The organism is Pseudomonas sp. FEN (assembly GCF_904067045.1).
Classification (GTDB): domain Bacteria; phylum Pseudomonadota; class Gammaproteobacteria; order Pseudomonadales; family Pseudomonadaceae; genus Aquipseudomonas.
Window position 1 is genome coordinate 462,270 of sequence record NZ_CAJFDC010000007.1, and the last position, 20,933, is coordinate 483,202.

21 protein-coding genes and 1 pseudogene are annotated in these 20,933 nt (G+C 62.7%); 5 read left to right on the forward strand and 17 right to left on the reverse strand.

Features of this window, described 5'->3' with window-relative positions; genetic code table 11:
- Window positions 1-181: 181 nt before the first annotated feature.
- The 8 genes from PFEN_RS08035 to PFEN_RS08070 form a co-directional block, all read right to left on the reverse strand.
- Window positions 182-1,198 carry a septal ring lytic transglycosylase RlpA family protein gene (locus tag PFEN_RS08035; protein WP_191486335.1) on the reverse strand — a complete coding sequence of 339 codons (1,017 nt, stop codon included), beginning with the start codon at window positions 1,196-1,198 and terminating at the stop codon, window positions 182-184.
- Window positions 1,198-2,208 carry a lytic murein transglycosylase B gene (gene mltB, locus PFEN_RS08040; RefSeq protein WP_191486336.1) on the reverse strand — a complete coding sequence of 337 codons (1,011 nt, stop codon included), beginning with the start codon at window positions 2,206-2,208 and terminating at the stop codon, window positions 1,198-1,200. Before mltB ends, PFEN_RS08035 begins: the two co-directional genes overlap by 1 nt.
- 17 nt (window positions 2,209-2,225) lie before the next feature.
- The gene (gene rodA / locus PFEN_RS08045) at window positions 2,226-3,329 is read right to left on the reverse strand and encodes a rod shape-determining protein RodA (RefSeq protein WP_191486433.1); all 1,104 of its coding nucleotides are present in this window, start codon (window positions 3,327-3,329) and stop codon (window positions 2,226-2,228) included.
- Between the two features lie 38 nt (window positions 3,330-3,367).
- Entirely contained in the window at window positions 3,368-5,254 is a 1,887-nt protein-coding gene (mrdA, locus tag PFEN_RS08050) for a penicillin-binding protein 2 (protein WP_191486337.1), read from the reverse strand.
- 9 nt (window positions 5,255-5,263) lie between these two features.
- On the reverse strand, window positions 5,264-5,731 hold the full coding sequence (gene rlmH / locus PFEN_RS08055; protein WP_191486338.1) for a 23S rRNA (pseudouridine(1915)-N(3))-methyltransferase RlmH: 468 nt from the start codon (window positions 5,729-5,731) through the stop codon (window positions 5,264-5,266).
- Between the two features lie 9 nt (window positions 5,732-5,740).
- On the reverse strand, window positions 5,741-6,235 hold the full coding sequence (gene rsfS, locus PFEN_RS08060; RefSeq protein ID WP_191486339.1) for a ribosome silencing factor: 495 nt from the start codon (window positions 6,233-6,235) through the stop codon (window positions 5,741-5,743).
- Between the two features lie 71 nt (window positions 6,236-6,306).
- Window positions 6,307-6,981: a nicotinate-nucleotide adenylyltransferase gene (nadD, locus tag PFEN_RS08065; protein ID WP_191486434.1), complete on the reverse strand. Its 675-nt coding sequence runs from the start codon at window positions 6,979-6,981 to the stop codon at window positions 6,307-6,309.
- A gap of 16 nt (window positions 6,982-6,997) precedes the next feature.
- Window positions 6,998-8,269: a glutamate-5-semialdehyde dehydrogenase gene (locus PFEN_RS08070; protein WP_191486340.1), complete on the reverse strand. Its 1,272-nt coding sequence runs from the start codon at window positions 8,267-8,269 to the stop codon at window positions 6,998-7,000.
- A gap of 180 nt (window positions 8,270-8,449) precedes the next feature.
- Between PFEN_RS08070 and PFEN_RS08075 the strand changes: the two genes are divergently transcribed.
- Entirely contained in the window at window positions 8,450-9,136 is a 687-nt protein-coding gene (locus PFEN_RS08075) for a DNA-3-methyladenine glycosylase (protein ID WP_191486341.1), read from the forward strand.
- 55 nt (window positions 9,137-9,191) lie between these two features.
- On the forward strand, window positions 9,192-10,508 hold the full coding sequence (locus PFEN_RS08080; protein WP_191486342.1) for a bifunctional DedA family/phosphatase PAP2 family protein: 1,317 nt from the start codon (window positions 9,192-9,194) through the stop codon (window positions 10,506-10,508).
- Here PFEN_RS08080 and PFEN_RS08085 read toward each other — a convergent pair.
- The 5 genes from PFEN_RS08085 to PFEN_RS08105 all read right to left on the reverse strand — a co-directional run bounded on the left by PFEN_RS08085 (window position 10,505) and on the right by PFEN_RS08105 (window position 12,946).
- Window positions 10,505-10,738, reverse strand: a complete 234-nt coding sequence (locus PFEN_RS08085) for a cold shock domain-containing protein (protein ID WP_191486343.1) — start codon at window positions 10,736-10,738, stop codon at window positions 10,505-10,507. The two genes, PFEN_RS08080 and PFEN_RS08085, sit on opposite strands and share 4 nt — an antisense overlap.
- A gap of 99 nt (window positions 10,739-10,837) precedes the next feature.
- Window positions 10,838-11,086, reverse strand: a complete 249-nt coding sequence (locus PFEN_RS08090; protein WP_191486344.1) for a cold-shock protein — start codon at window positions 11,084-11,086, stop codon at window positions 10,838-10,840.
- 183 nt (window positions 11,087-11,269) lie between these two features.
- Window positions 11,270-11,860 carry an LON peptidase substrate-binding domain-containing protein gene (locus PFEN_RS08095; protein ID WP_191486345.1) on the reverse strand — a complete coding sequence of 197 codons (591 nt, stop codon included), beginning with the start codon at window positions 11,858-11,860 and terminating at the stop codon, window positions 11,270-11,272.
- A gap of 10 nt (window positions 11,861-11,870) precedes the next feature.
- The gene (locus PFEN_RS08100; RefSeq protein WP_191486346.1) at window positions 11,871-12,587 is read right to left on the reverse strand and encodes an LrgB family protein; all 717 of its coding nucleotides are present in this window, start codon (window positions 12,585-12,587) and stop codon (window positions 11,871-11,873) included.
- Window positions 12,584-12,946 (reverse strand): CidA/LrgA family protein, encoded by a 363-nt coding sequence (locus tag PFEN_RS08105; RefSeq protein ID WP_191486347.1) that lies wholly within the window; start codon window positions 12,944-12,946, stop codon window positions 12,584-12,586. The genes PFEN_RS08100 and PFEN_RS08105 overlap by 4 nt, the downstream gene beginning before the upstream one ends.
- A 163-nt stretch (window positions 12,947-13,109) precedes the next feature.
- On the opposite strand from PFEN_RS08105, the gene PFEN_RS08110 reads away from it, so the two are divergent.
- The 3 genes from PFEN_RS08110 to PFEN_RS08120 all read left to right on the forward strand — a co-directional run bounded on the left by PFEN_RS08110 (window position 13,110) and on the right by PFEN_RS08120 (window position 16,055).
- A complete protein-coding gene (locus PFEN_RS08110; RefSeq protein ID WP_191486348.1) occupies window positions 13,110-13,565 on the forward strand; it encodes a MaoC family dehydratase in 456 nt (151 codons plus the stop codon).
- Between the two features lie 102 nt (window positions 13,566-13,667).
- On the forward strand, window positions 13,668-15,386 hold the full coding sequence (locus PFEN_RS08115; protein ID WP_191486349.1) for a C13 family peptidase: 1,719 nt from the start codon (window positions 13,668-13,670) through the stop codon (window positions 15,384-15,386).
- 27 nt (window positions 15,387-15,413) lie between these two features.
- Window positions 15,414-16,055: an oxidoreductase gene (locus PFEN_RS08120; protein ID WP_191486350.1), complete on the forward strand. Its 642-nt coding sequence runs from the start codon at window positions 15,414-15,416 to the stop codon at window positions 16,053-16,055.
- A 166-nt stretch (window positions 16,056-16,221) separates the two neighbouring features.
- Here the strand turns inward: PFEN_RS08120 and PFEN_RS08125 are convergent, their stop codons facing one another.
- From PFEN_RS08125 to PFEN_RS08140, 4 genes and pseudogenes are all read right to left on the reverse strand, one after another.
- Window positions 16,222-16,509 carry a YceK/YidQ family lipoprotein gene (locus tag PFEN_RS08125; RefSeq protein WP_191486351.1) on the reverse strand — a complete coding sequence of 96 codons (288 nt, stop codon included), beginning with the start codon at window positions 16,507-16,509 and terminating at the stop codon, window positions 16,222-16,224.
- Window positions 16,502-17,133, reverse strand: a pseudogene (gene ubiX / locus PFEN_RS08130) (flavin prenyltransferase UbiX). The gene PFEN_RS08125 and the pseudogene ubiX overlap by 8 nt, the downstream one beginning before the upstream one ends.
- Entirely contained in the window at window positions 17,130-18,479 is a 1,350-nt protein-coding gene (gene mpl / locus PFEN_RS08135; protein WP_191486352.1) for a UDP-N-acetylmuramate:L-alanyl-gamma-D-glutamyl-meso-diaminopimelate ligase, read from the reverse strand. The pseudogene ubiX and the gene mpl overlap by 4 nt, the downstream one beginning before the upstream one ends.
- 206 nt (window positions 18,480-18,685) lie before the next feature.
- Window positions 18,686-20,602, reverse strand: coding sequence for a sigma-54-dependent Fis family transcriptional regulator (locus PFEN_RS08140; RefSeq protein ID WP_191486353.1), 1,917 nt, complete (start codon window positions 20,600-20,602; stop codon window positions 18,686-18,688).
- Window positions 20,603-20,933: the final 331 nt, after the last annotated feature.

Sequence of the window (20,933 nt, forward strand, 5' to 3'; positions counted from 1 at the left end):
CCGTCTCTCGAAATCGCTAATGGAAACTTGCCCTCGCGGGCAAAAATAAATCAGACAGTCTTCCAACTGCCACGTGTCAGGTTGCTCGCTCCACCACCCTTTCCAGGCTTTTATTATCAAACGAACCAACAACCCGGAACCCGGCCCATGAAACGCGGCCCAATCCACAATTGTGCCTGTGTTACTCCGAGGTCACCAGACTTGGCGAACCAAGATTGGCCAGGCGTACACTATTTTGCACCTGCTGCACTTCACCCGGCGTGCCGATCGGCCCCATCCGCACCCGATGCAGGGTCTGCTGGTTGCGCACGATCGAACTGACGAAGACCGGCGCGTTGACCATCGAGCTCAGCTTCGATCTCAACAGTTCGGCAGCGTCCGGGTTGGCGAAGGCGCCCACCTGGAGATACTGGCCAGAGGCTGGTGCAGAAGCGTTTTTTTTTGCGTCAGCCTGTACCGGCACAACGTCGCTGGCGTGTTGCTGCGGTGGCGGGGTCCACTGCTCGATCGTCCCGGCGGACGCCGTCAAGACCGGGGCCTGGGACTGCGCCACTTGCGGTTCGTTGAGCATCAACGGCGCCGGGCGCCCGCGCTGGGCCCACCACTCCTGCGGGTCGATGCCCTCGACCTTGACCCGCGCCGTGCCGATCTCGGCATAACCGAGCTTCTTCGCGGCGGCGTAGGACAGGTCGATGATCCGGTCCGAATAGAACGGCCCGCGGTCGTTGACCCGCAGGATCACGCTGCGATTGTTGTCCAGGTTGGTCACCCGCACATAGCTGGGCAACGGCAGGGTCTTGTGCGCCGCGCTCATGCCGTACAGGTCATAGACCTCGCCATTGGCGGTGTTCTGGCCATGGAACTTGGTGCCGTACCAGGACGCCGTGCCCTGGGCCACGTAGCGCTTGGAGTCGGTCAGGGGGAAATAGGTCTTGCCCAGCACCGTATAGGGGTTGGCCTTGTACGGCCCGGTGTGCAAGGTCGGCGTGGCATCCGGGATCCGCGACACGTCGACGTCCCACCACGGCGCGCCATCTTTATGCGCCCGGTTGATGTCCAGGCCCGGTTTGGCGCGGATGGTATTGGAGGCGGACGACGACTGATACGGCGAGCGGCTGGTCGAGCAACTGACCACCAGCACCGCCAGCGCGGTGTAAGCCAACAGCTTCAGTGGTTTTGAAATCGGCAAAGCCTGCATTACTTGACGCCCCGAGCTTGGACCAACAGGTCAGACAGCTGATGCACGGCCATGGCGTACATTACGCTGCGGTTATAGCGCGTGATCGCATAAAAATTCTTCAGGCCCATCCAATACTCCGGGCCATTCTCACCATCCAGGCGAAACGCCGTCACTGGCATATCATCGCGCAGCGCATCATGACTCGACCAGCCCAGCGCCCGCAACTCCCCAACGGTCTTGACCGGGTCGATACCCGGGCTCAGCCCCTGGTCGACCTGCTCGCCACGCACGTCCGCGCGGCTGACCACCGGTTCTCCGGCCACCCAGCCGTGGCGCTTGAAATAGCTGGCCACGCTGCCGATGGCATCGTCGGCGTTGGTCCAGATATTGATATGGCCGGTGCCATCGAAATCCACCGCATAGGCACGGAAACTGCTCGGCATGAACTGCGGCAGGCCCATGGCCCCGGCGTAGGAGCCCTTGAGACTCAATGGGTCGAGCTGTTCTTCGCGGGCCAAGAGGAGGAATTCACGCAACTCCTTGCGGAAGAAATCGGCGCGTGGCGGATAGTCGAAGCCCAGGGTCGACAAGGCGTCGATCACCCGATAGTTGCCGGTGTTACGGCCAAAAAAGGTTTCCACGCCGATGATCGCGACAATCACCTGGGCCGGCACGCCGTATTCCTGCTCGGCGCGGGCCAGGGCCGTCTCATGTTGGCGCCAGAAGTCGACGCCACGGGCAATCCGCGCATCGGTGATAAAGATCGGACGATATTCCTTCCACGGCTTGACCCGCTCCGCCGGACGGGAAATCGCGTCGAGGATGCTCTGCTTGCGCTCGACCTGACGGAACACCTCCATCAGTTGCTCACCGGCAAAGCCATAGTCGCGGGTCATTTCCGCGACGAACTCGGCCACTTGCGGCGAACCTTCGTAGTCACCGGCCAGCACCCCCTGCACCGCCCCCAGACAGCCGACCAGGCCTATCCATGGCGCACACCGGGCCGCCCAACCGCGCAATACTTGCATTGAATTGTTCACCTTGCTCAAACCTGTGCGATCCACTTGCGGTGGGTATGGATCGACATCAAAACCCCAAACGCTGACAGCAGTGTCACCAGCGAAGTTCCGCCATAGCTGATGAAGGGCAACGGTACCCCTACTACCGGCAACAGACCACTGACCATACCGATGTTGACGAAAACATACACAAAAAAGGTCATGGTCAGGCTGCCGGCCAACAGCTTGCCGAACAGGGTCTGGGCCTGGGCGGTGATGACCAGCCCGCGCCCGATCAGCAGCAGGTAGAGCAGCAGCAAGGCGCAGATGCCCACCAGGCCGAATTCTTCGCCCATGACCGCGATGATGAAGTCGGTGTGGCTTTCCGGCAGGAAGTCCAGGTGCGACTGGGTGCCCAGCAGCCAGCCCTTGCCGAACACCCCGCCGGAGCCGATGGCGGCCTTGGACTGGATAATGTTCCAGCCGGTGCCCAGCGGATCGCTTTCCGGGTCGAGGAAGGTCAGGATCCGCTGCTTCTGGTAGTCGTGCATGATAAATAACCACATGCCCACCGCCACCGGTACCGCCGCCGCCAGCACGCTGAGGATCCAGCGCCAGCGCAGGCCGCCCATGAACAGTACGAACGCACCGCCGGCCAGCACCAGCAGCGAGGTGCCAAGGTCAGGCTGACGGACGATCAGGATAAACGGTACGCCGATCAGCATCAGGCTGATGGCCACATGCTTGAGTTGCGGCGGCAGGGTGCGCTTGGACAGGTACCAGGCGATGGTCGCCGGCATCAGGATCTTCATGAATTCCGACGGCTGGAAGCGGATCACCCCAGGGATATTGATCCAGCGCGTGGCCCCCATGGCGTTGTGCCCCATGAGATCCACCACCACCAGCAGCATCACCCCCAGCACATAGGCCAGCGGCACCCAGCGGGCCATGAAGCGCGGTTCGAGCTGGGCGATCACGAACATCGACACCAGGCCGATACCGAAGGAGGTGGCCTGCTTGATCAGCAGGTCCCAACTCTTGCCGCTGGCCGAATAGAGGACGAACAGGCTGCCGGCCGCCAGGGTCAGCAGCAGGACCAGCAAGGGCCCATCGATGTGCATGCGTTGCAACAGGGTGGCCCGGCGGCGCATGACATCCTCGCTGGAGAGGATGCGGTCGAAATTGGCGATCACGGCGTCACCTGCAAGGGGGTTGAATCGGCATATTCGGGTTTGAGCTTGCCATCCGGGCCGAGCAACCAGGCATCCATTACCTGGCGAACCACCGGCGCGGCCACTCCGGAACCGGACTCACCGTTCTCGACCATCACCGCCACGACAATTTTCGGTTTGTTGGCCGGCGCGAAGCCGACGAACAGGGCGTGGTCGCGGTGGCGCTCCTGAACCTTGGAGCGGTCGTACTTCTCGCCCTGCTTGATCGCCACGACCTGGGCCGTGCCGCTCTTGCCGGCGATCAGGTACTGCGCACCGACAGAGGCCTTGCGCGCGGTACCGCGAGCACCGTGCATCACCTGTTGCATGCCGTGGTTGACCTTGTCCCAGGAGGACGGATCGCGCAAGACAATGTCCGGCATCGGATTTTCATCCACTGGCTTCTGACCTTCGATGGTCTTGGCCAGGTGCGGGCGATTCCACACCCCCTTGTTCGCGACCAGCGCCGTGGCCTGGGCCAGTTGCAAGGGCGTGGCCTGCATGTAGCCCTGGCCGATCCCGAGGATCAGGGTTTCGCCCGGGAACCAGGCCTGGCGCCGGGTGGTGCGCTTCCATTCACGCGAAGGCATCAGCCCCGGCGACTCTTCGAACATGTCCAGGGAGACCTTCTGGCCGAGGCCGAACTTGTTCATGTAGCTGGACAGCCGGTCGATACCCAGCTTGTGCGCCAGGTCATAGAAATAGGTGTCGTTGGAACGCATGATCGCCGTATCCAGGTCGACCCAGCCATCGCCGGTGCGGTTCCAGTTGCGGTATTTGTGATCATAGTTGGGCAGTTCGTAGTAACCGGGATCGAAGACCCGCGTCGAGGCGTTGACCACCCCACTGTCGAGCCCGGCCACCGCCACCGCCGGCTTGATGGTCGAGCCCGGCGGATAGAGGCCGCGCAGCACGCGGTTGAACAGCGGCCGGTCGATGGAGTCACGCAACTCGGCGTAGGCCTTGAAGCCGATCCCGGTAACGAACAGGTTCGGGTCGAAGCTCGGCTGGCTGACCATCGCCAGCACCTCGCCGGTGGCCGGATCCAACGCCACCACCGCGCCACGCCGCCCGCCGAGCGCCTCTTCGGCGGCTTCCTGCAGCTTGATGTCCAGGCTCAGGACAATATCCTTGCCCGGCACCGGGTCGGTGCGCTTGAGCACTCGCAGGATACGCCCGCGGGCGTTGGTCTCGACCTCCTCGTAACCGACCTGGCCGTGCAACTGCGGTTCGTAGAAACGCTCGATGCCGGTCTTGCCGATATGATGGGTACCGCTGTAGTTCACCGGGTCCAGGCTCTTGAGCTCCGACTCGTTGATCCGCCCCATATAGCCCACCGAGTGGGCGAAATGCGCGCCCTGGGGATAATGGCGAACCAACTGCGCCACCACCTCTACACCGGGCAGGCGGAACTGGTTCACGGCTATCCGCGCGATCTGCTCCTCGGTCAGCTCGAACAGGATCGGGACCGGCTCGAACGGCCGTCGCCCCTGGCGCACGCGCTTTTCGAACAAGACGCGATCTTCCGGGGTGAGCTGCAGCACCTCGACCAGCACATCCAGCACCTGTCGCCAGTCACCCGCGCGCTCACGGGTCACGCTCAGGCTGAAACTGGGTCGGTTATCCGCCACCACGAGACCGTTGCGGTCATAGATCAGGCCACGGCTCGGCGGAATCGACTGGACGTGGACGCGGTTGTTTTCCGACTTGGTCGAGTGATAGTCGTACTGGATCACCTGGAGGAAATACAGCCGGGCGATCAGCACGCCGATCAGCGTCACCACCACGATTGCGCCGACCACGACACGGTTACGCACCAGGCGGGCGTCTTTCTCGTGGTCCTTGAGGCGAATCGGCTGGGTCATTCGGCAGGCTTATTTATGGTAAGGATGCCCGGACAGCACGGTCCAGGCGCGATACAGCTGTTCACCGATCAGGATCCGCACCAACGGGTGCGGCAAGGTCAGCGCTGACAGCGACCAGCGCTGGTCGGCCCGCGCACAGACTTCCGGCGCCAGCCCCTCGGGGCCGCCGACCATGAAGTTGACCGTGCGCGAATCCAGCCGCCAGCGATCCAGTTCGACCGCCAATTGCTCGGTGCTCCATGGTTTGCCATGAACCTCCAGCGTGACGATCCGTTCGTTCGGGCCGACCTTGGCCAGCATGGCCTCGCCTTCCTGACGGATAAAACGCGTCACGTCGGCGTTCTTGCCCCGGGTATTGAGCGGAATTTCCACCAGTTCCAGCGCCAGTTCGGATGGCAGACGCTTGGCATACTCATGCCAACCCTCTTCCACCCACTTGGGCATGCGCGAACCGACGGCGATCAGGCGCAGTCGCACAACGCCACCTTATTCCTGGTCTTTGTTGAGCTTGATGAAATGCTCATGGGTGTTTTCCGGGCTGTGGTGTGCGGCGCTGGCCGAACGACTCTGCTCGGCACCCTGCCACAACCGTTCCAGGTCATAGAACTGGCGAGCGCTGGCGGTCATCATGTGGACGATCACGTCGTCCATGTCCAACAGTACCCAGTCGCTGTCGCCCTTGCCTTCTTCACCCAGCGGCTTGATGCCCAGGGCCTTGACCGCTTCGCGGACCTTGTCCAGCATCGCGCCGATCTGGCGGTTGGAGGTACCGGTGGCGATGATCATGAAGTCAGTGATGCTCTGCTTTTCGCGAACGTCGATCACCAGGATGTCCTGGGCCTTGACGTCTTCCAGGGCCGCTACGGCCACCTTGACCAGTTCATCGCCCTTGAGGGGCTCGCCGCTGATCACTTTCTCTGGCAGCGGAGCGCTCTTGAACGTGCCTTTGCGCTTAACTTTGCTTGCGTCGTTGTTGGTCATATAAAACTCGTTTTGCTCAGTATGTTCGGGCGCTTCAATACACGACTATTCGTGCTTTCAAGCGCGCCGCTTCAGTTCGACGCACGGTACAGCCCGTGCGCATCTATATAGGCCAGGACCGCGTCAGGCACCAGGTAACGTACCGACTTACCGCTGGCCAGCAGTTGACGGATCTGGGTGGCCGACACCGCGAGGGGTGTCTGCCAGACGAATGTAATATGCCCGCCAGGCCCCGGCAGGGCCTTCGGGTCGCTGACCGACCGTGCGGCCAGCAGGTTGCGCAAGGCATCCGGCGGTTCGCTGTCGGCATCCGGGCGTTGCAGCACCAGGATATGGCAATGCTGGAGCAACTCCTCCCAACGGTGCCAGGTGGGCAGGCCGCAAAATGCGTCCCAACCCAACAACAAGAATAACTGGTCCTGCGCGGCCAGCTCGGCGCGCATCAGTTCCAGGGTGTCGATCGTGTAGGACGGCTTGTCCCGTTGCAGCTCGCGGTCGTCCACCACCAGCGGCCTCACGCCGGCCACCGCGCAATCGACCATCGCCAAGCGGTCGACCGCCGAGACCTGCGGTGTATCGCGATGCGGTGGCCGGGCGCTGGGAGTCAGGCGCAGCTCATCGAGCTCCATCAACTCCGCAACTTCCAGCGCACTGCGCAAATGGCCGATGTGCACCGGGTCGAAGGTTCCGCCGAGCACGCCGATACGCCGGGGCGGAACCTGGCGCGGACTGACGGCGGCGGACAGACGTTTACTCACTCGATCAGACCGTGGCCTGACCGCGCAACTGCCCGTCGCCGACCACGATGTACTTCTCGCAGGTCAGACCTTCCAGCCCTACCGGGCCGCGGGCGTGCAGCTTATCAGTAGAAATGCCGATCTCGGCACCCAATCCGTATTCGAAACCGTCGGCGAAGCAGGTCGGGGCGTTGAGCATCACCGAACTGGAGTCGACTTCGGCCATGAACACCCGGGAATCCGCCAGGTTTTCGGTGACGATGGCGTCGGTGTGGTGCGAACCGTAATGATTGATGTGCTCGATGGCCGCGTCCAGTCCATCGACCACGCGAATCGACAAGATCGGCGCCAGGTATTCGCAGCTCCAGTCTTCTTCAGTGGCCGCGACCGCCTCGATCACCGCACGAGTCCGCGCGCAACCGCGCAGCTCAACACCCTTGGCACGCAAACGCTCGGCCATGGCCGGCAGGAACTCGGCGGCGACCGCCTGATCCACCAGCAGGGTTTCCATCGCGCCGCAAATGCCATAGCGATAGGTCTTGGCATTGAAAGCGATGTCGCGGGCCTTCGCCAGGTCGGCGTGGGCGCTGACATAGACATGGCAGATGCCGTCCAGATGCTTGATCACCGGTACCCGCGCTTCGCGGCTGACCCGTTCGATCAGGCCCTTGCCGCCACGCGGCACGATCACGTCAACGTACTCGGGCATGCTGATCAGCGCACCGACGGCGGCCCGGTCGGTGACTTCCACCACCTGCACCACCGCCGCCGGCAGACCGGCCTCGTCCAGGCCGCGCTGGATGCAGGCGGCAATGGCGCGATTGGAATGAATGGCTTCGGAGCCGCCGCGCAGGATGGTCGCGTTACCGGACTTGAGGCACAGACTGGCGGCATCGATGGTCACGTTCGGCCGCGACTCGTAGATGATGCCGATCACGCCCAGGGGGACGCGCATCTTGCCGACCTGAATGCCCGAGGGCCGGTAGCTCATGTCGCGGATCGCCCCCACCGGGTCTGGCAGGCTGGCCACCTGGCGCAGACCGACGATCATGCCATCGATGCGTTCCGGGGTCAGGGCCAGGCGTTCGACCAATGCCGGTTCCAGGCCATTGGCGCGGGCGGCGGCCAGATCGAGTTCGTTGGCGGCGGCCAGCTCGGCGCGGGCAGCGTCCAACGCCGTGGCGGCGGCCAGCAGGGCGCGGTTCTTCTGCGCGGTGCTGGCACGACCGATCACGCGGGAAGCCTCGCGGGCAGCGCGACCCAGGCGGGTCATATAGTCGAGAACGGACTCAGTCATGGCTCTAAGGGGGACTTGGCAAAGAGGAAAGCGGCCGATTATAGCTGTCGCGCCGCCTGACGGACAGCGGTGCCGGGCGGATGGTCGAAATGGGCGGCAAATAGCGGGTGTTCAGACTCGATTAAGCCATAAAACGTTATGCTTCTCCCCCAACCCGTCGTCAACAGTCCTACGCCCACGATGTCCAGTCTTACCCCGGCGCCCCTGCCCAACGCCCTGCCAGACGCTTTTTTTGATCGCGATGCGCAACTGCTTGCCCGTGAACTATTGGGAAAAGTCGTCCGCCACAAAGTGGGAGATCTGTGGCTGGCCGCGCGAATCATCGAGACTGAAGCCTATTACCTCGAGGAAAAAGGCAGTCACGCCTCCCTCGGTTACACGGAAAAACGTAAGGCTTTGTTTCTGGATGGTGGACACATCTATATGTACTACGCCCGCGGTGGCGATTCGTTGAACTTCAGCGCCCAAGGGCCAGGCAACGCGGTGTTGATCAAATCCGGCTATCCGTGGGTCGATGCGCTGTCCGGTCCGGCCAGCCTGGCGCAGATGCTGCTCAATAACCCGACAGCCAATGGCACGCCGCGCCCGACCCAAAAGCTGTGTGCCGGTCAGACCTTGCTGTGCAAGGCCCTCGGGCTCAAGGTGCCGATGTGGGACGCCAAGCGCTTCGACCCACAGGGACTGCTGGTCGAGGATGTCGGCGCCAAGGTGGCGCAGATTATCCAGACCACCCGCCTGGGCATTCCCGGCGGGCGCGACGAACACCTGATGTACCGCTTCGTCGACGCCAGCCATGCGGCGTATTGCACGCGCAACCCACTCCGGCGCGGTCAGGTCGAAGGGCGCGATTACGTGTTGCACACCTGAAGAACACCACCTACCGGCTGCTCCTACATGTTTTGCCTGAAAAAGGAAGTCAACCATGGGCCCATGGCTCGATAGCATCACCGGCTGGCTGACAGCCAACCCACAATGGCTGGGCCTGGCGATTGTCATCGTCGCCTGCCTCGAATGCCTGGCCATTGTCGGCAGCATCGTGCCGGGCACGGTCCTGTTGTTCGCCATCGCCGTACTGGCCGGTAGCGGCGCCTTGCCACTGGGCGAAACCCTGCTGCTGGGGTTCATCGGCGGCCTGCTCGGCGACGTGATCTCCTACACCCTCGGCCGACGCTTCCACCAGAACATCCGGCGCCTGCCGGGCCTGCGCAGTCATCCACAATGGATGAGCGGCGCGGAAAGCTATTTCCAGCGCTATGGCATCGCCAGCCTGCTGGTCGGACGTTTTATCGGCCCGTTGCGCCCGATGTTGCCAATGATCGCGGGGATGTGCGACATGCCGCTGCCGCGTTTTATCGGCGTCAGCCTGATCGCCGGCGCCGGCTGGTCGGTGGTCTACCTGTTGCCGGGCTGGGCTACCGGCGCGGCAATCCGCCTGCCCTTGCCCGAGGGCTTCTGGGCGCAGGCGGGCGTGGTCGCGGCCGGGCTCGTTGCGCTGATCGGGTTGTGTATTCATTGCAGCGTGCGCCGCCACCCCAAGGCCACCCGCTTGATTTCGGGCCTGAGCCTGGCGTTGCTGATCGGCCTGTTCCTCGGCTACCCGCACCTCGAGGCTTTCGACCAGGGCCTGATGGCGCTGGTCCAGGAACACCGCGACCAGGCGCTGGACGTGGCCGCGGTCATGGTCACGCGCCTGGGCGATTTCCGTACCCAACTCATCGTCGCGAGTGTTCTGACCGGACTGCTGTTTCTCGCTCGCCAATGGCGCCAGGGACTGTTTTTCGGCGCTACCCTGGCGGTGACGGCGCTGGGCAACACCGCCGCCAAATACTTCTTCGCGCGGATTCGTCCAGAAGTGCTGGCCGAGCCGATCAGCAGTTTCAGCATGCCCAGCGGCCACAGTTCGGGCTCGTTCGCGTTTTTCCTGATGCTGGCGGTGCTGGCCGGGCGTGAACAGCCGCCACGGCTGCGCATGACCTGGCTATTGCTCGGTTGCCTGGCGGCGCTGGTGGTGGCGTTATCACGGGTGTACCTCGGCGCACACTGGCCAACCGACATCCTCGCCGGCGCCCTGCTCGCCGTCGCGGTGCTGGCGGCCAGCCTGAGTCTCAGCCAGCGCTTCATGCCACTACCGGCCCTGCCACCCCGGGCCTGGTGGTTGATCCTGCCGACCGCCGTGGCGATCTATGGGTTCTATGCCCTCTGGCATTTGCAGCATGCGATCGGGCGATATGCCTATTAAGCCGTTTCGGACAGGTCGCTTTCCACGACTTCAAGATTGATGGCGTAAAACTGCCCATCCGCGCCCTGCACGACCTCATAGGTCACGGTATCGCCGGCCGTCAACACCGGCCCGCCTTCAGCAGCGGACTTCACATGGAAGAACAGCTCGCGTCCATCCACATGTGCGGTGATCACGCCGATTCCGCCCCGGGCGGAGTCGTAACGCTTTTCGTCGTAGCGCTTATCCATGACTGTTCTCCCGAAAAGGAAGAGACACACCCAAACGCCGAACCGATGAAGTTCGGGTGTCAGGGGACATTTGGACAGCCGTGTCTTCGCTGCAGAACTTCAAATTACTTGAACGTCGTCCGCTTGCAGACCTTTCTGCCCTTGAACAACTTTGAATCTCACTTTCTGCCCCTCGGAGAGGCTTTTAAAACCGCCTCCCGCTATGGATTTGAAATGTACAAAAAGATCCGGGGTATTATCATCCGGCGTGATAAATCCAAAACCTTTTGCATCGTTGAACCACTTGACCGTGCCTTCTCTATGCCCTGAGTGCGACGAGTGCTCTTTATGTTCCGTATGCTCTGACATGTCCAATTTTCCCAGTCACTGAATGACGCAAAGCTCGTTCGCGGACAATCCTCGCCCCACGAGCTCTCCATACTTTCGCAACTCAAGCCTGGATCCAATGCACACAACGGACTACTGTCATTTCTGACAGTTTTTCAGATTATTTTCATATAGAAATTATTCCATGTCATTACATGGCCTTGCTCAAGCAAACAACTCGCCCTGCAACTCGTCCAACAACACCTGAATCGCATCCAGGCGTTGTTGAGGGTCATCCAGCTCCAACAGGTCGATCTTGTCCAGCTCGGAAAACGGCAGCAGATAAGCCAACTGGTTGGCCAATGATTGCTGTCCAGTCGCCGCGGTGCCCATGTTCAGGGCCGCGACCATGGGATGCTCGGCCAGCGCCTTGAGCAGCGCCACCAGATCCTCGTCCTCGTCCTGCAACGGCTGCTCGGGGATTTCATCCAGCCACTCGACCTCGGCGACCGTCAGTTGATCGCGCTGCAACTGGCTGTCGAGCACCCGGAAACGCCGACCACCTTCGACCCGAATGCCCAACAAGCCGTTATCCTGCTGCTGGAAGTCACGAATCAACGCTTCACAGCCGACCAAGGCAAAGCCTTCCGGCGCCTGGCCGACCTCTTGGCCCTCAAGAATGCAGACCACGCCAAACCCACTGCTCTGTTTCATGCAGCGGCTGATCATGTCCAGGTAACGCGCCTCGAAAATCTGCAAATCGAGGATACAACCGGGAAACAGCACGGTGTTCAGGGGAAACAACGCCAGGCTCATAACGATTTCCTCAAACCACCAAAGTCACCGCCAACGGCAGCAAGACTGCCGTGGCCACGCCCATCAGGCTCATCGCCAACGCCGCGAAGGCGCCGCATTCTTCACTTTCCTGCAAGGCCACCGAGGTGCCCACCGCATGAGCGGTCATGCCCAGGGCCATGCCGCGGGCTTCGGCAGCCTGCACGCCCAGCCGTGTCAACAACCAGGGCCCGGCAATGGCGCCAATCACCCCGGTGATCAACACGAACACCGCCGCCAGGGCCGCGACACCGCCAATCTGTTCGGCCACCAACATGGCGATGGGCGACGTGACCGACTTGGGCAACAGGGTCATCAGGATCATATGGTCGGCACCGAACAGCCAGCCCAGCAGCACCCCCAGGCCAGTCGCCGTTACCCCACCAATCACCAGAGTAGTAAAAATCGGCCAGAACAACTGCCGGATCCGCCGCAGGTTCAGGAACAACGGCACAGCCAGCGCCACCGTGGCCGGTCCCAGCAGAATACCGAGGATCTCGGTGCTCCTGCGGTACTCGGCGTAATCCAGGTCGCACAGCAACAGGATGCCGACCACCAGCGCCATCGAGGCCAGGACCGGTTGCAGGAAGATCCAGCGGGTCTTCTCGAAGCCCGCCAGCACCAGTTGATAGCTACCCAGGGTAATGCCGATGCCGAACAGTGGATGATGGATCACCGACGCCCAGGCGCCCTGCCAGTCGAAGGTCATGACTGCTCCCCCCGACGGGCGTGACGCTTGACCAGCGCGTTCATCAATACACCGACGACGGCCATGGAGATCAGCACCGACAATACCAGCGCACCGACAATCGCCCAGAAGTCCGCCGCGATCTGCTTGGCATAGACCATCACCCCGACCGCCGGCGGTACCAGCAACAGCGGCAGATAGCGCAACAGCGTGAAGGCCGCGTCACTCAGCGCAGCGCTGACTTCACCCTGCTGCATCAGAAACACCAGCAATAGCAGCAGGCCGATAATCGGCCCCGGCAACACGGGTACACACAAATGATTGAGGGCTGTACCGAGTAACTGAAACAGCACCAGCCAGGTCAGGCCACGTAGCAACATTCGAACTCTCCCTTGAAGATACCGGCATTATAAGCATGCCCATACACTGCCATTCGCCAAAGGTATGGTGGCTTGACCAGGCACATGTCCCATGATGATCTAGAGTGGATGCCAAGGGCTGCAACCCGAGGCCCGATAACTCGATAGACCAAGGAGTGTGTCAATGCCCTATGTACCTGTAGCGCAACTCAATGATTATGTTGGCAAGGAACTGGGACGTTCCGAATGGCTGACCATCGACCAGGAGCGGATCAACCTGTTCGCCGAAGCCACCGGCGACTATCAGTTCATTCACGTCGACCCGGTCAAGGCCGCGCAAACCCCCTTCGGCAGTACCATTGCCCACGGTTTCCTGTCGTTGTCGCTGATTCCAAAACTGATGGAGGACATCTTCATCATGCCCGAAGGCTTGAAGATGGCCGTCAACTACGGCCTGGACAGCGTGCGCTTCATCCAGCCGGTAAAAGTCGACTCCCGCGTGCGCCTCAAGGTCGAACTGACCGAGGTCACCGAGAAGAAACCCGGCCAATGGCTGCTCAAGGCCACCGCCACGCTGGAAATCGAAGGCCAGGAAAAACCCGCCTATATCGCCGAACCACTGTCACTCTGCTTCGTCTGATCCGCCGTACCCACGAAACAGAGTGCACTCTGTTTCGTGCAGGACACTGGACACGCCATATTGCTACGGCATACTCGGTCCCCTAATTATCCGGATCCCGTTATGCGCCCACTCGCCCCCCTCGTTCTGACCCTGCTGCTCACCGCCTGCGGTGATGGCGAATCGCTATTGCCGCCGGACGCTCGGCTGCCGGACGGCGGTCGCTATCGCGGTGAAGTGGTCAATGGGTTGCTGCAGGGCGAGGGCCGTGTCGACTACCCGAGCGGCAGTTGGTATGCCGGCCAGTTCGACCATGGCCAGTGGCAAGGCGACGGCGAGTGGCATGGCAGCAATGGCGAGGTCTACAAGGGCCAGTTCCAGCAGGGCCTGTTCCACGGCCAGGGCACCCTGACCGTGCACGACAGCAGCTACACCGGCGGTTTCAAGCAGGGCCGGCGCGACGGCGAAGGCACGCTCAAGGAAGCGGGCATGACCTACCGCGGCGAATTCAAGGACGACCAGTACGCCGGCCTTGGCCATCTGGAGCTGGAAGACGGCAGCCAATACCAGGGTGAATTCGCCCACGGCAAGCCCAACGGCGAGGGTCAGCGCAGCGATGCCAACGGCAACCTGTTCACCGGCCACTTCGTCAATGGCCAACTGGAAGGGGTCGGCACCTTCAACAGCGCCGACGGCGACCAGTATGCCGGCGGTTTCAAGCATAACCAGTTGAATGGCAAGGGCCGCTACGAAAATGCCGATGGAGATGTCTGGATCGGCGAGTTCAAGGACGGAGCGCTCAATGGCAACGGCCAACTGATCGGCGTCGACGGCAGCCACTATCGCGGTGATTTCAGTGAGTGGCGCTTCAACGGCCAGGGCCAATTGACCCTGGCCGATGGCAGCCTCTATATCGGCGAGTTCGCCAGCGACACCTACAACGGCCGCGGCAGCCTGATCCTGGCCGACGGCAGCGTGCAAAGCGGTACCTGGACCAACGGCCAGCGGGTCCGCGACGCCGACGGCAAGCTGCTGCCCGACCTGCTGGAGCTCGGCCTGCTGGCCCAGGGCCCGCTGCTGGAAAAAGCCCTGGCCGCCGTGCCGGCCTCGACGCCGGCGATTGAACTCTACAGCCTGGTGCTGGCCGGCGACGGCAAGCAAAGCGTGTTCCTGCGCGAGGCCGATTACGTCAACCAGATGCTCGCCAGCCGCTTCGGCGCCCATGGCCAGATCAGCCTGGTGAACCATCGCGACCATCTGGGCGATCGCCCGATGGCGACCCGCGAGAACCTGCACCGCGCCGCCCAGACCCTGGCCGAACGCAGCGGGCCGGAAGACCTGATCTTTATCTACCTGACCAGCCACGGCACCCATGAACACGAACTGGTGCTGGACCAGCCGCGCCTGGAACTGGCCGACCTGCCGGCCGACGAACTGGCCTCGGCGCTGGCGCCGCTGAAAAATCGCGACAAGATCATCGTTATTTCGGCTTGTTACTCCGGCGGCTTCATCCCGGCGCTCAAGGATGAAAGAACCCTGATCATGACCGCCTCCCGCGCTGACCGGGTGTCCTTCGGCTGCTCCGAGGAAGCCGATTTCACCTATTTCGGCGACGCGCTGTTTGCCCAGGCACTGAACCAGTCCGACGACCTGCAGCAAGCTTTCGTCCTGGCCAAGGCGCATGTCGCCGAGCGCGAGCAGGCGGACAACTTCGAAGCCTCGGAACCGCAGATCTGGGCGCCCAAGGGTGTGCTGGCCCATTGGCAGGCGTTGCGTAAACAACAAGCCCGAAAAGCGTTGCAAAGCACTCAAGCAGACAGCAAGACAGCCAAGAACAACTAAGCTGATCTGTATCAAGGGAGGTATTTTATGTACTTGACGCCTCAGCATATCCTGCTCGCTGGAGCCACCGGTCTGACCGGTGAACATCTACTCGACCGCCTGCTCAACGAGCCGACGGTCAGCCGTGTCCTGGCCCCCTCGCGCCGACCGCTGGCCAAGCATCCGCACCTGGAAAACCCGGTGGGCGACCCAGCGGTTTTCCTGCCGCAATTGAGTGGCCGTGTCGACCTGGCGATCTGCTGCCTGGGCACCACCATCAAGCTGGCCGGTTCCGAAGAAGCGTTCCGCGCCGTGGACCATGACATGGTCGTGGCCTTCGGCAAGCGCGCGCGGGAAATGGGCGCGCGGCATCTGATCGTGGTCAGTGCCATTGATGCCGATCCGAAATCCAAGGTGTTCTACAGCCGGGTCAAGGGCGAGATGGAACAGTCGCTGCGAGCGCAGAACTGGCCACAGCTGACCATCGCCAGGCCTTCGTTGCTGCTGGGCGAACGGGCCGAGCCGCGCCTGGCGGAGCAGTTGGCGGCACCGTTGTCGAAGCTGATCCCCGGGAAATACCGCGGCATCGAAGCCTGTCAGTTGGCGCGGGCACTGTGGCGGTTAGCGTTGGAAGAACAGGACGGGGTGCGGATTGTCGAGTCGGATGAACTACGCCGACTGGGCAAATAAATAACTGTGGCGAGCGGGCTTGCCCGCGCTCGGCTGCGAAGCAGTCGTAAAACCTCTGACCGTGTTCCGCCTGAGACTATGAGGCACCGACTTTTGGGGCCGCTTCGCGCCCCCACGCGGGCAAGCCCGCTCGCCACAAGACTGCTCCCACGGGTTGGACTCCAGCCTACAACCCGCCCGTCGCCTGATACCCCACGCCCAATACCGTCAGCACCGCCAGCGGTAACAGCAGCGTATCCAGCAGCGCACTGGCCGGCAGATCCAGCCCCGGATAGCTCGGTGCCTCAGCACCGAACCGATCATTGGCACAACAACCACCCTGCAACGCATACAAATCCAGACGCGTCCCCGAATACACCACCGGCGCCCCGGCCTTGCCGGCATCCAGGGTCCGCGCCGTGGCGCAGCCGGCCAGTTGCAACGCCAGCAACAGGCCTATCAGCGGCTTACTCATCACTGCTCAAATGGTGTTCCCCCAGCGTGGCAGCATGTCCTGGGGGATATTCAACAGGTTGAGAATCCGCGCCACGACAAAATCCACCAGGTCATCGATGGTCTGTGGCTGGTGATAAAAGCCCGGCGACGCCGGCAGGATCGTCACGCCCATATTCGACAGCTTGAGCATGTGCTCCAGATGAATACTCGAATACGGCGCCTCGCGCGGCACCAGGATCAACTGGCGCCGCTCCTTGAGAGTGACATCCGCCGCGCGCTCGATCAGGTTGTTGCAGGCGCCCGTGGCAATCGCCGACAAGGTCCCGGTGGAACACGGCACCACCACCATCGCCGCTGGCGCGCCGGAGCCCGAAGCCACCGGCGACATCCAGTCTTCCTTGCCGTACACCCGAATCTGCCCGACCTGCGCACCGGTATACTCGGTGAGGAAGGCCTGCATCATCTGCGGCTTGGCCGGCAACGCGACGTCGGTCTCGGTGGCCATCACCAACTGCGCGGCCTTGGAGATCAGGAAGTGCACCTCGCGGTCCTCGCGCACCAAACAGTCGAGCAGACGCAGGCCATAGGGCGCGCCGGAAGCGCCGGTCATCGCCAGGGTGATGCGCTCCGGTCCATTGTTCATTGCAGCGCCTCGGCCAGCTTGCCATGCAGGCCACCAAAGCCGCCGTTACTCATGATCACCACATGCGTCCCGGGTTGCGCCTGGCTTTTCACCCGCTCGATGATGCCCTCGAGGGAGTCGCTGACAATCGACGGCACCGAACACAGCGCCGCCGTGGCGCCCAGGTCCCAGCCAAGATTGGCCGGCGCATACCAGATCACCTGATCGGCCTGGGCCACACTGTCCGGCAAGCCGTCGCGGTGGGCACCGAGCTTCATGGAGTTGGAGCGCGGCTCGATAATGGCGATCAGCGGTGCATCGCCGATTTTCTTGCGCAGGCCATCGAGAGTGGTGGCAATCGCCGTCGGATGGTGGGCGAAGTCGTCGTAGATCGTGATGCCGTGGACTTCAGCGACTTTTTCCATCCGCCGCTTCACGCTTTTGAACGCACTGAGGGCGGCAATGCCCATGGCCGGCAGCACACCGACATGCCGCGCCGCGGCCAGGGTGGCCAGGGCATTGGCAACGTTGTGCTGGCCGCTCAGGTCCCACTCGACCACGCCTTGGGCCACGCCTTCGAACAGCACTTCGAAACGCGAACCGTCTTCGCTGAGCAACTTGACCTGCCACTGACCACCGGCGCCGGTGGTCTGTACCGGAGTCCAGCAGCCCATTTCGATCACCCGCTGCAAGGCTGGCTCGGTGGTCGGATGAATCACCAGGCCCTCGCTCGGGATGGTTCGTACCAGATGGTGGAATTGCCGCTCGATCGCCGCCAGATCCTGGAAAATATCCGCGTGATCGAACTCCAGGTTATTCAGGATCGCAGTGCGCGGGCGGTAATGGACGAACTTGGAGCGCTTGTCGAAAAAGGCGCTGTCGTACTCATCGGCTTCGATCACGAAGAACGGCGTCGTGCCCAGGCGCGCCGACACCGAGAAGTTCTGCGGCACGCCACCGATCAGAAAGCCCGGGCTCATGCCGGCGTGCTCCAGTACCCAGGCCAGCATGCTGCTGGTGGTGGTCTTGCCATGGGTGCCGGCCACGGCCAGGACCCAGCGACCTTGCAGCACATGGTCGGCCAGCCACTGTGGGCCGGACACATAGGGCAGGCCCTTGTTCAGCACGTATTCGACCGCCGGATTGCCCCGGGACATGGCATTGCCGATCACCACCAGGTCCGGTGCCGGATCCAGTTGCGCCGGATCGTAGCCCTGGGTCAGCTCGATGCCCTGGGCCTGGAGCTGGGTACTCATGGGCGGATAGACGTTGGCATCGGAACCGGTGACGTGATGGCCCAGCTCCTTGGCCAGTACGGCCATTGAACCCATGAACGTACCGCAGATACCCAGAATATGAATGTGCATAGTCGACCTCGTAAACGTGGTCGCAGGTTAGCCCAGGGCGTGGGAAATCGCACCTGGTGTTTCATCTGGCGGACGACGCCCCCCCTTGTGTAGGGGCGAGCTTGCTCGCGATGGTCGTCAACGATAACGCGGGGTACCTGAAGCTCCGCAGTGCCTGGACATTCATCGCGAGCAAGCTCGCTCCGACACAAGGGGGCAGCGACGGTCTAGCGGGCGATCCCGTGCTTGCGCAACTTGCGGTACAAGGTGTTGCGGCTCACCCCCAGTTGCTCGGCCGCATGGGTCATGTGCCAGCGCTGCTGCTCCAGGACATTGAGCAAGGCCAGGCGCTCGGCCTCTTCCAGCGGTGGCCCGGCCGATTCGTCGATCGCTACCGCGACCAAGCCCGGCCGCGCCTGTCGGATCGGTGCCGGCAGATCCTCAAGACCGACCTTGCCGTCCTCGCACAACGCCGCCAGCGTGCGCAGCACCGTACGCATCTGCCGCACATTGCCCGGCCAGTCGAACGCCAGCAGCGCCTGACGTGCGGCGGCGTCGATCAGCATGTTCTGCTCCCCGGTCTCCTCCGCCAGCAGGAAGTCCAGCAACTGCGACTTGTCGCTGCGCTCACGCAACGCCGGCAAGCCAACCTCCAGCCCATTGAGCCGGTAGTACAAATCCTCGCGAAAACTGCCGGCGCCGACCCGCTCCAACAGATTGCGGTGCGTCGCGCTGATGATGCGTACATTGACCGCCTCCGGCTCGCCGCCGATGGGCACCACCTGACGGTCCTCCAGCACCCGCAGCAAGCGGGTCTGCAAGGCCAACGGCATATCGCCGATCTCATCGAGAAACAGGGTGCCGCCATCGGCCTGCCGCAGCTTGCCGCGCATGCCTTCCTTGCGCGCGCCGGTAAAGCTGCCACCGCGATAACCGAACAGCTCGCTTTCGATCAGGCTCTCGGGAATCGCCGCGCAGTTGAGGGCGACAAAGGCTTTCTCGGCGCGCTGGCTGGCCTGGTGCACCGCCTTGGCGAAGGCTTCCTTGCCCGAGCCGGTTTCACCATTGATCAACAACGGCACATCGCGCTCGAAAACCCGCAGCGCCCGACGGAAATCCGTCTGCAAGGCCGGATCGCCCAGGCAGATATTGGAAGGTTTGGCTCGTGCCATCGGTGCCGGCGTGGGTGCCAGGACCTTGGGCACGCTACGCGGCTGGCCGCGCAACACCGCGAACAGGGCCCGTCCGTCACGACTGCGCAGCGGCCAACTGGCGCTGGCCTGGGCACTGGCGCGGCCAAGCAGCTCATCCAGCGAGCAGTCGAAGAACGCCTCCACCGGCTGGCCCAGCAAACCGCTGCGCCCCTGTCCCAGCAGGTTCAGGGCACTCTGATTGACCGCGCTGATCCGCCCTTCGCCATCGAACGCCAGCAAGCCCTCGCTGAACAGCCCCACGGATTCGGCCTGCAAATGAAAGCGCAGCAGCCAGTGGCTGTCGTAATGCCGCAGGAAATAGCAGCTCTCGATCATCTTCGCCGAGAGGTTGACCAGCGCCATGGTGTGGAACTGACTCTGGCGCGAGACATCCGCGCGGGCCGACGATACGTCGAGCACCGCCATCAATTCGCCATGAGGATCGAAGACCGGACTGGCGGAACAGGTCAGGCCGGTGTGGCGACCGCGAAAATGTTCATCCTGATGGATGGTCAGGGACTGCCGCTCCACCAGGCAGGTGCCAATACCGTTGGTGCCTTCGCAGGCCTCGCTCCAGTCGGCGCCGAGCCAGAGACCGGCGCGCTCGAAGATCTTGCGTTCGGCCGGGGCGGTGACGCAGTTGAGGATCACCCCACGGGCGTCGGTGAGCAGCACCGCGTGCCCGGCACCGGAAAGTTGCTGGTGCAGGCTGGTCATTTCATTGCCGGCGATCTGCAGGACCTGGCGCAGACGTTCGCGGCTTTCCAGCAGGCGACCGTGTTCGAGCACGGTGGGGGCGATGCTCAGCGACGGGTCGAGGTGATAGTCCTCCAGGCAACGCAGCCAGGAGCGGGCGATGGACGGGTCACTGCCGGGACCGCCCGGGTGGGCCTTGCCCTGGGTCACGGTCAGCACCTGCTGGGCGTGGCGGCTCAGATGGTTGTTCTGCATTTCTTATTATTCTCCCTCCACTCCCGCAGGGTTCTCTGTGTGTTCAGGATCCCCTGCACGTTCGCCGGTTTCGCAGTGCGCTCAACATCCCGCGCGCGTTCCTCCAAGCAACCAGCATCCTCCAGCGCCGCGGGCAATGCAATCATCCCGCGACCGCCGAGTCACAGGTTGTGCCAAGCACGCTACAAACTGTCACCCGCGCCGTATCACTCCTGTGGCAACAGCCCCGCGTTCCGTCACCGCCCGCTTCGGGCAAAGGCTCTGGCGCCCGCACCGCGACGCACTGGCCCGACCTTTGCTCTACGCTTATCAAGCGCTCACCCGCGTACTC

Excerpts from the sequence above, each read along its gene's own strand:
- mrdA (WP_191486337.1), bottom strand. The coding sequence starts at position 5,254 with ATGACCCAGCCGATTCGCCTCAAGGACCACGAGAAAGACGCCCGCCTG.
- PFEN_RS08080 (WP_191486342.1), top strand. The coding sequence starts at position 9,192 with ATGGGCCCATGGCTCGATAGCATCACCGGCTGGCTGACAGCCAACCCA.
- PFEN_RS08110 (WP_191486348.1), top strand. The coding sequence starts at position 13,110 with ATGCCCTATGTACCTGTAGCGCAACTCAATGATTATGTTGGCAAGGAA.
- PFEN_RS08035 (WP_191486335.1), bottom strand. The coding sequence starts at position 1,198 with ATGCAGGCTTTGCCGATTTCAAAACCACTGAAGCTGTTGGCTTACACC.
- PFEN_RS08075 (WP_191486341.1), top strand. The coding sequence starts at position 8,450 with ATGTCCAGTCTTACCCCGGCGCCCCTGCCCAACGCCCTGCCAGACGCT.
- PFEN_RS08090 (WP_191486344.1), bottom strand. The coding sequence starts at position 11,086 with ATGTCAGAGCATACGGAACATAAAGAGCACTCGTCGCACTCAGGGCAT.
- rodA (WP_191486433.1), bottom strand. The coding sequence starts at position 3,329 with ATGCGCCGCCGGGCCACCCTGTTGCAACGCATGCACATCGATGGGCCC.
- PFEN_RS08095 (WP_191486345.1), bottom strand. The coding sequence starts at position 11,860 with ATGAGCCTGGCGTTGTTTCCCCTGAACACCGTGCTGTTTCCCGGTTGT.
- mltB (WP_191486336.1), bottom strand. The coding sequence starts at position 2,208 with ATGCAAGTATTGCGCGGTTGGGCGGCCCGGTGTGCGCCATGGATAGGC.
- rsfS (WP_191486339.1), bottom strand. The coding sequence starts at position 6,235 with ATGACCAACAACGACGCAAGCAAAGTTAAGCGCAAAGGCACGTTCAAG.
- PFEN_RS08115 (WP_191486349.1), top strand. The coding sequence starts at position 13,668 with ATGCGCCCACTCGCCCCCCTCGTTCTGACCCTGCTGCTCACCGCCTGC.
- PFEN_RS08125 (WP_191486351.1), bottom strand. The coding sequence starts at position 16,509 with ATGAGTAAGCCGCTGATAGGCCTGTTGCTGGCGTTGCAACTGGCCGGC.
- PFEN_RS08085 (WP_191486343.1), bottom strand. The coding sequence starts at position 10,738 with ATGGATAAGCGCTACGACGAAAAGCGTTACGACTCCGCCCGGGGCGGA.
- PFEN_RS08120 (WP_191486350.1), top strand. The coding sequence starts at position 15,414 with ATGTACTTGACGCCTCAGCATATCCTGCTCGCTGGAGCCACCGGTCTG.
- PFEN_RS08100 (WP_191486346.1), bottom strand. The coding sequence starts at position 12,587 with ATGACCTTCGACTGGCAGGGCGCCTGGGCGTCGGTGATCCATCATCCA.
- PFEN_RS08140 (WP_191486353.1), bottom strand. The coding sequence starts at position 20,602 with ATGCAGAACAACCATCTGAGCCGCCACGCCCAGCAGGTGCTGACCGTG.
- PFEN_RS08105 (WP_191486347.1), bottom strand. The coding sequence starts at position 12,946 with ATGTTGCTACGTGGCCTGACCTGGCTGGTGCTGTTTCAGTTACTCGGT.
- PFEN_RS08070 (WP_191486340.1), bottom strand. The coding sequence starts at position 8,269 with ATGACTGAGTCCGTTCTCGACTATATGACCCGCCTGGGTCGCGCTGCC.
- mpl (WP_191486352.1), bottom strand. The coding sequence starts at position 18,479 with ATGCACATTCATATTCTGGGTATCTGCGGTACGTTCATGGGTTCAATG.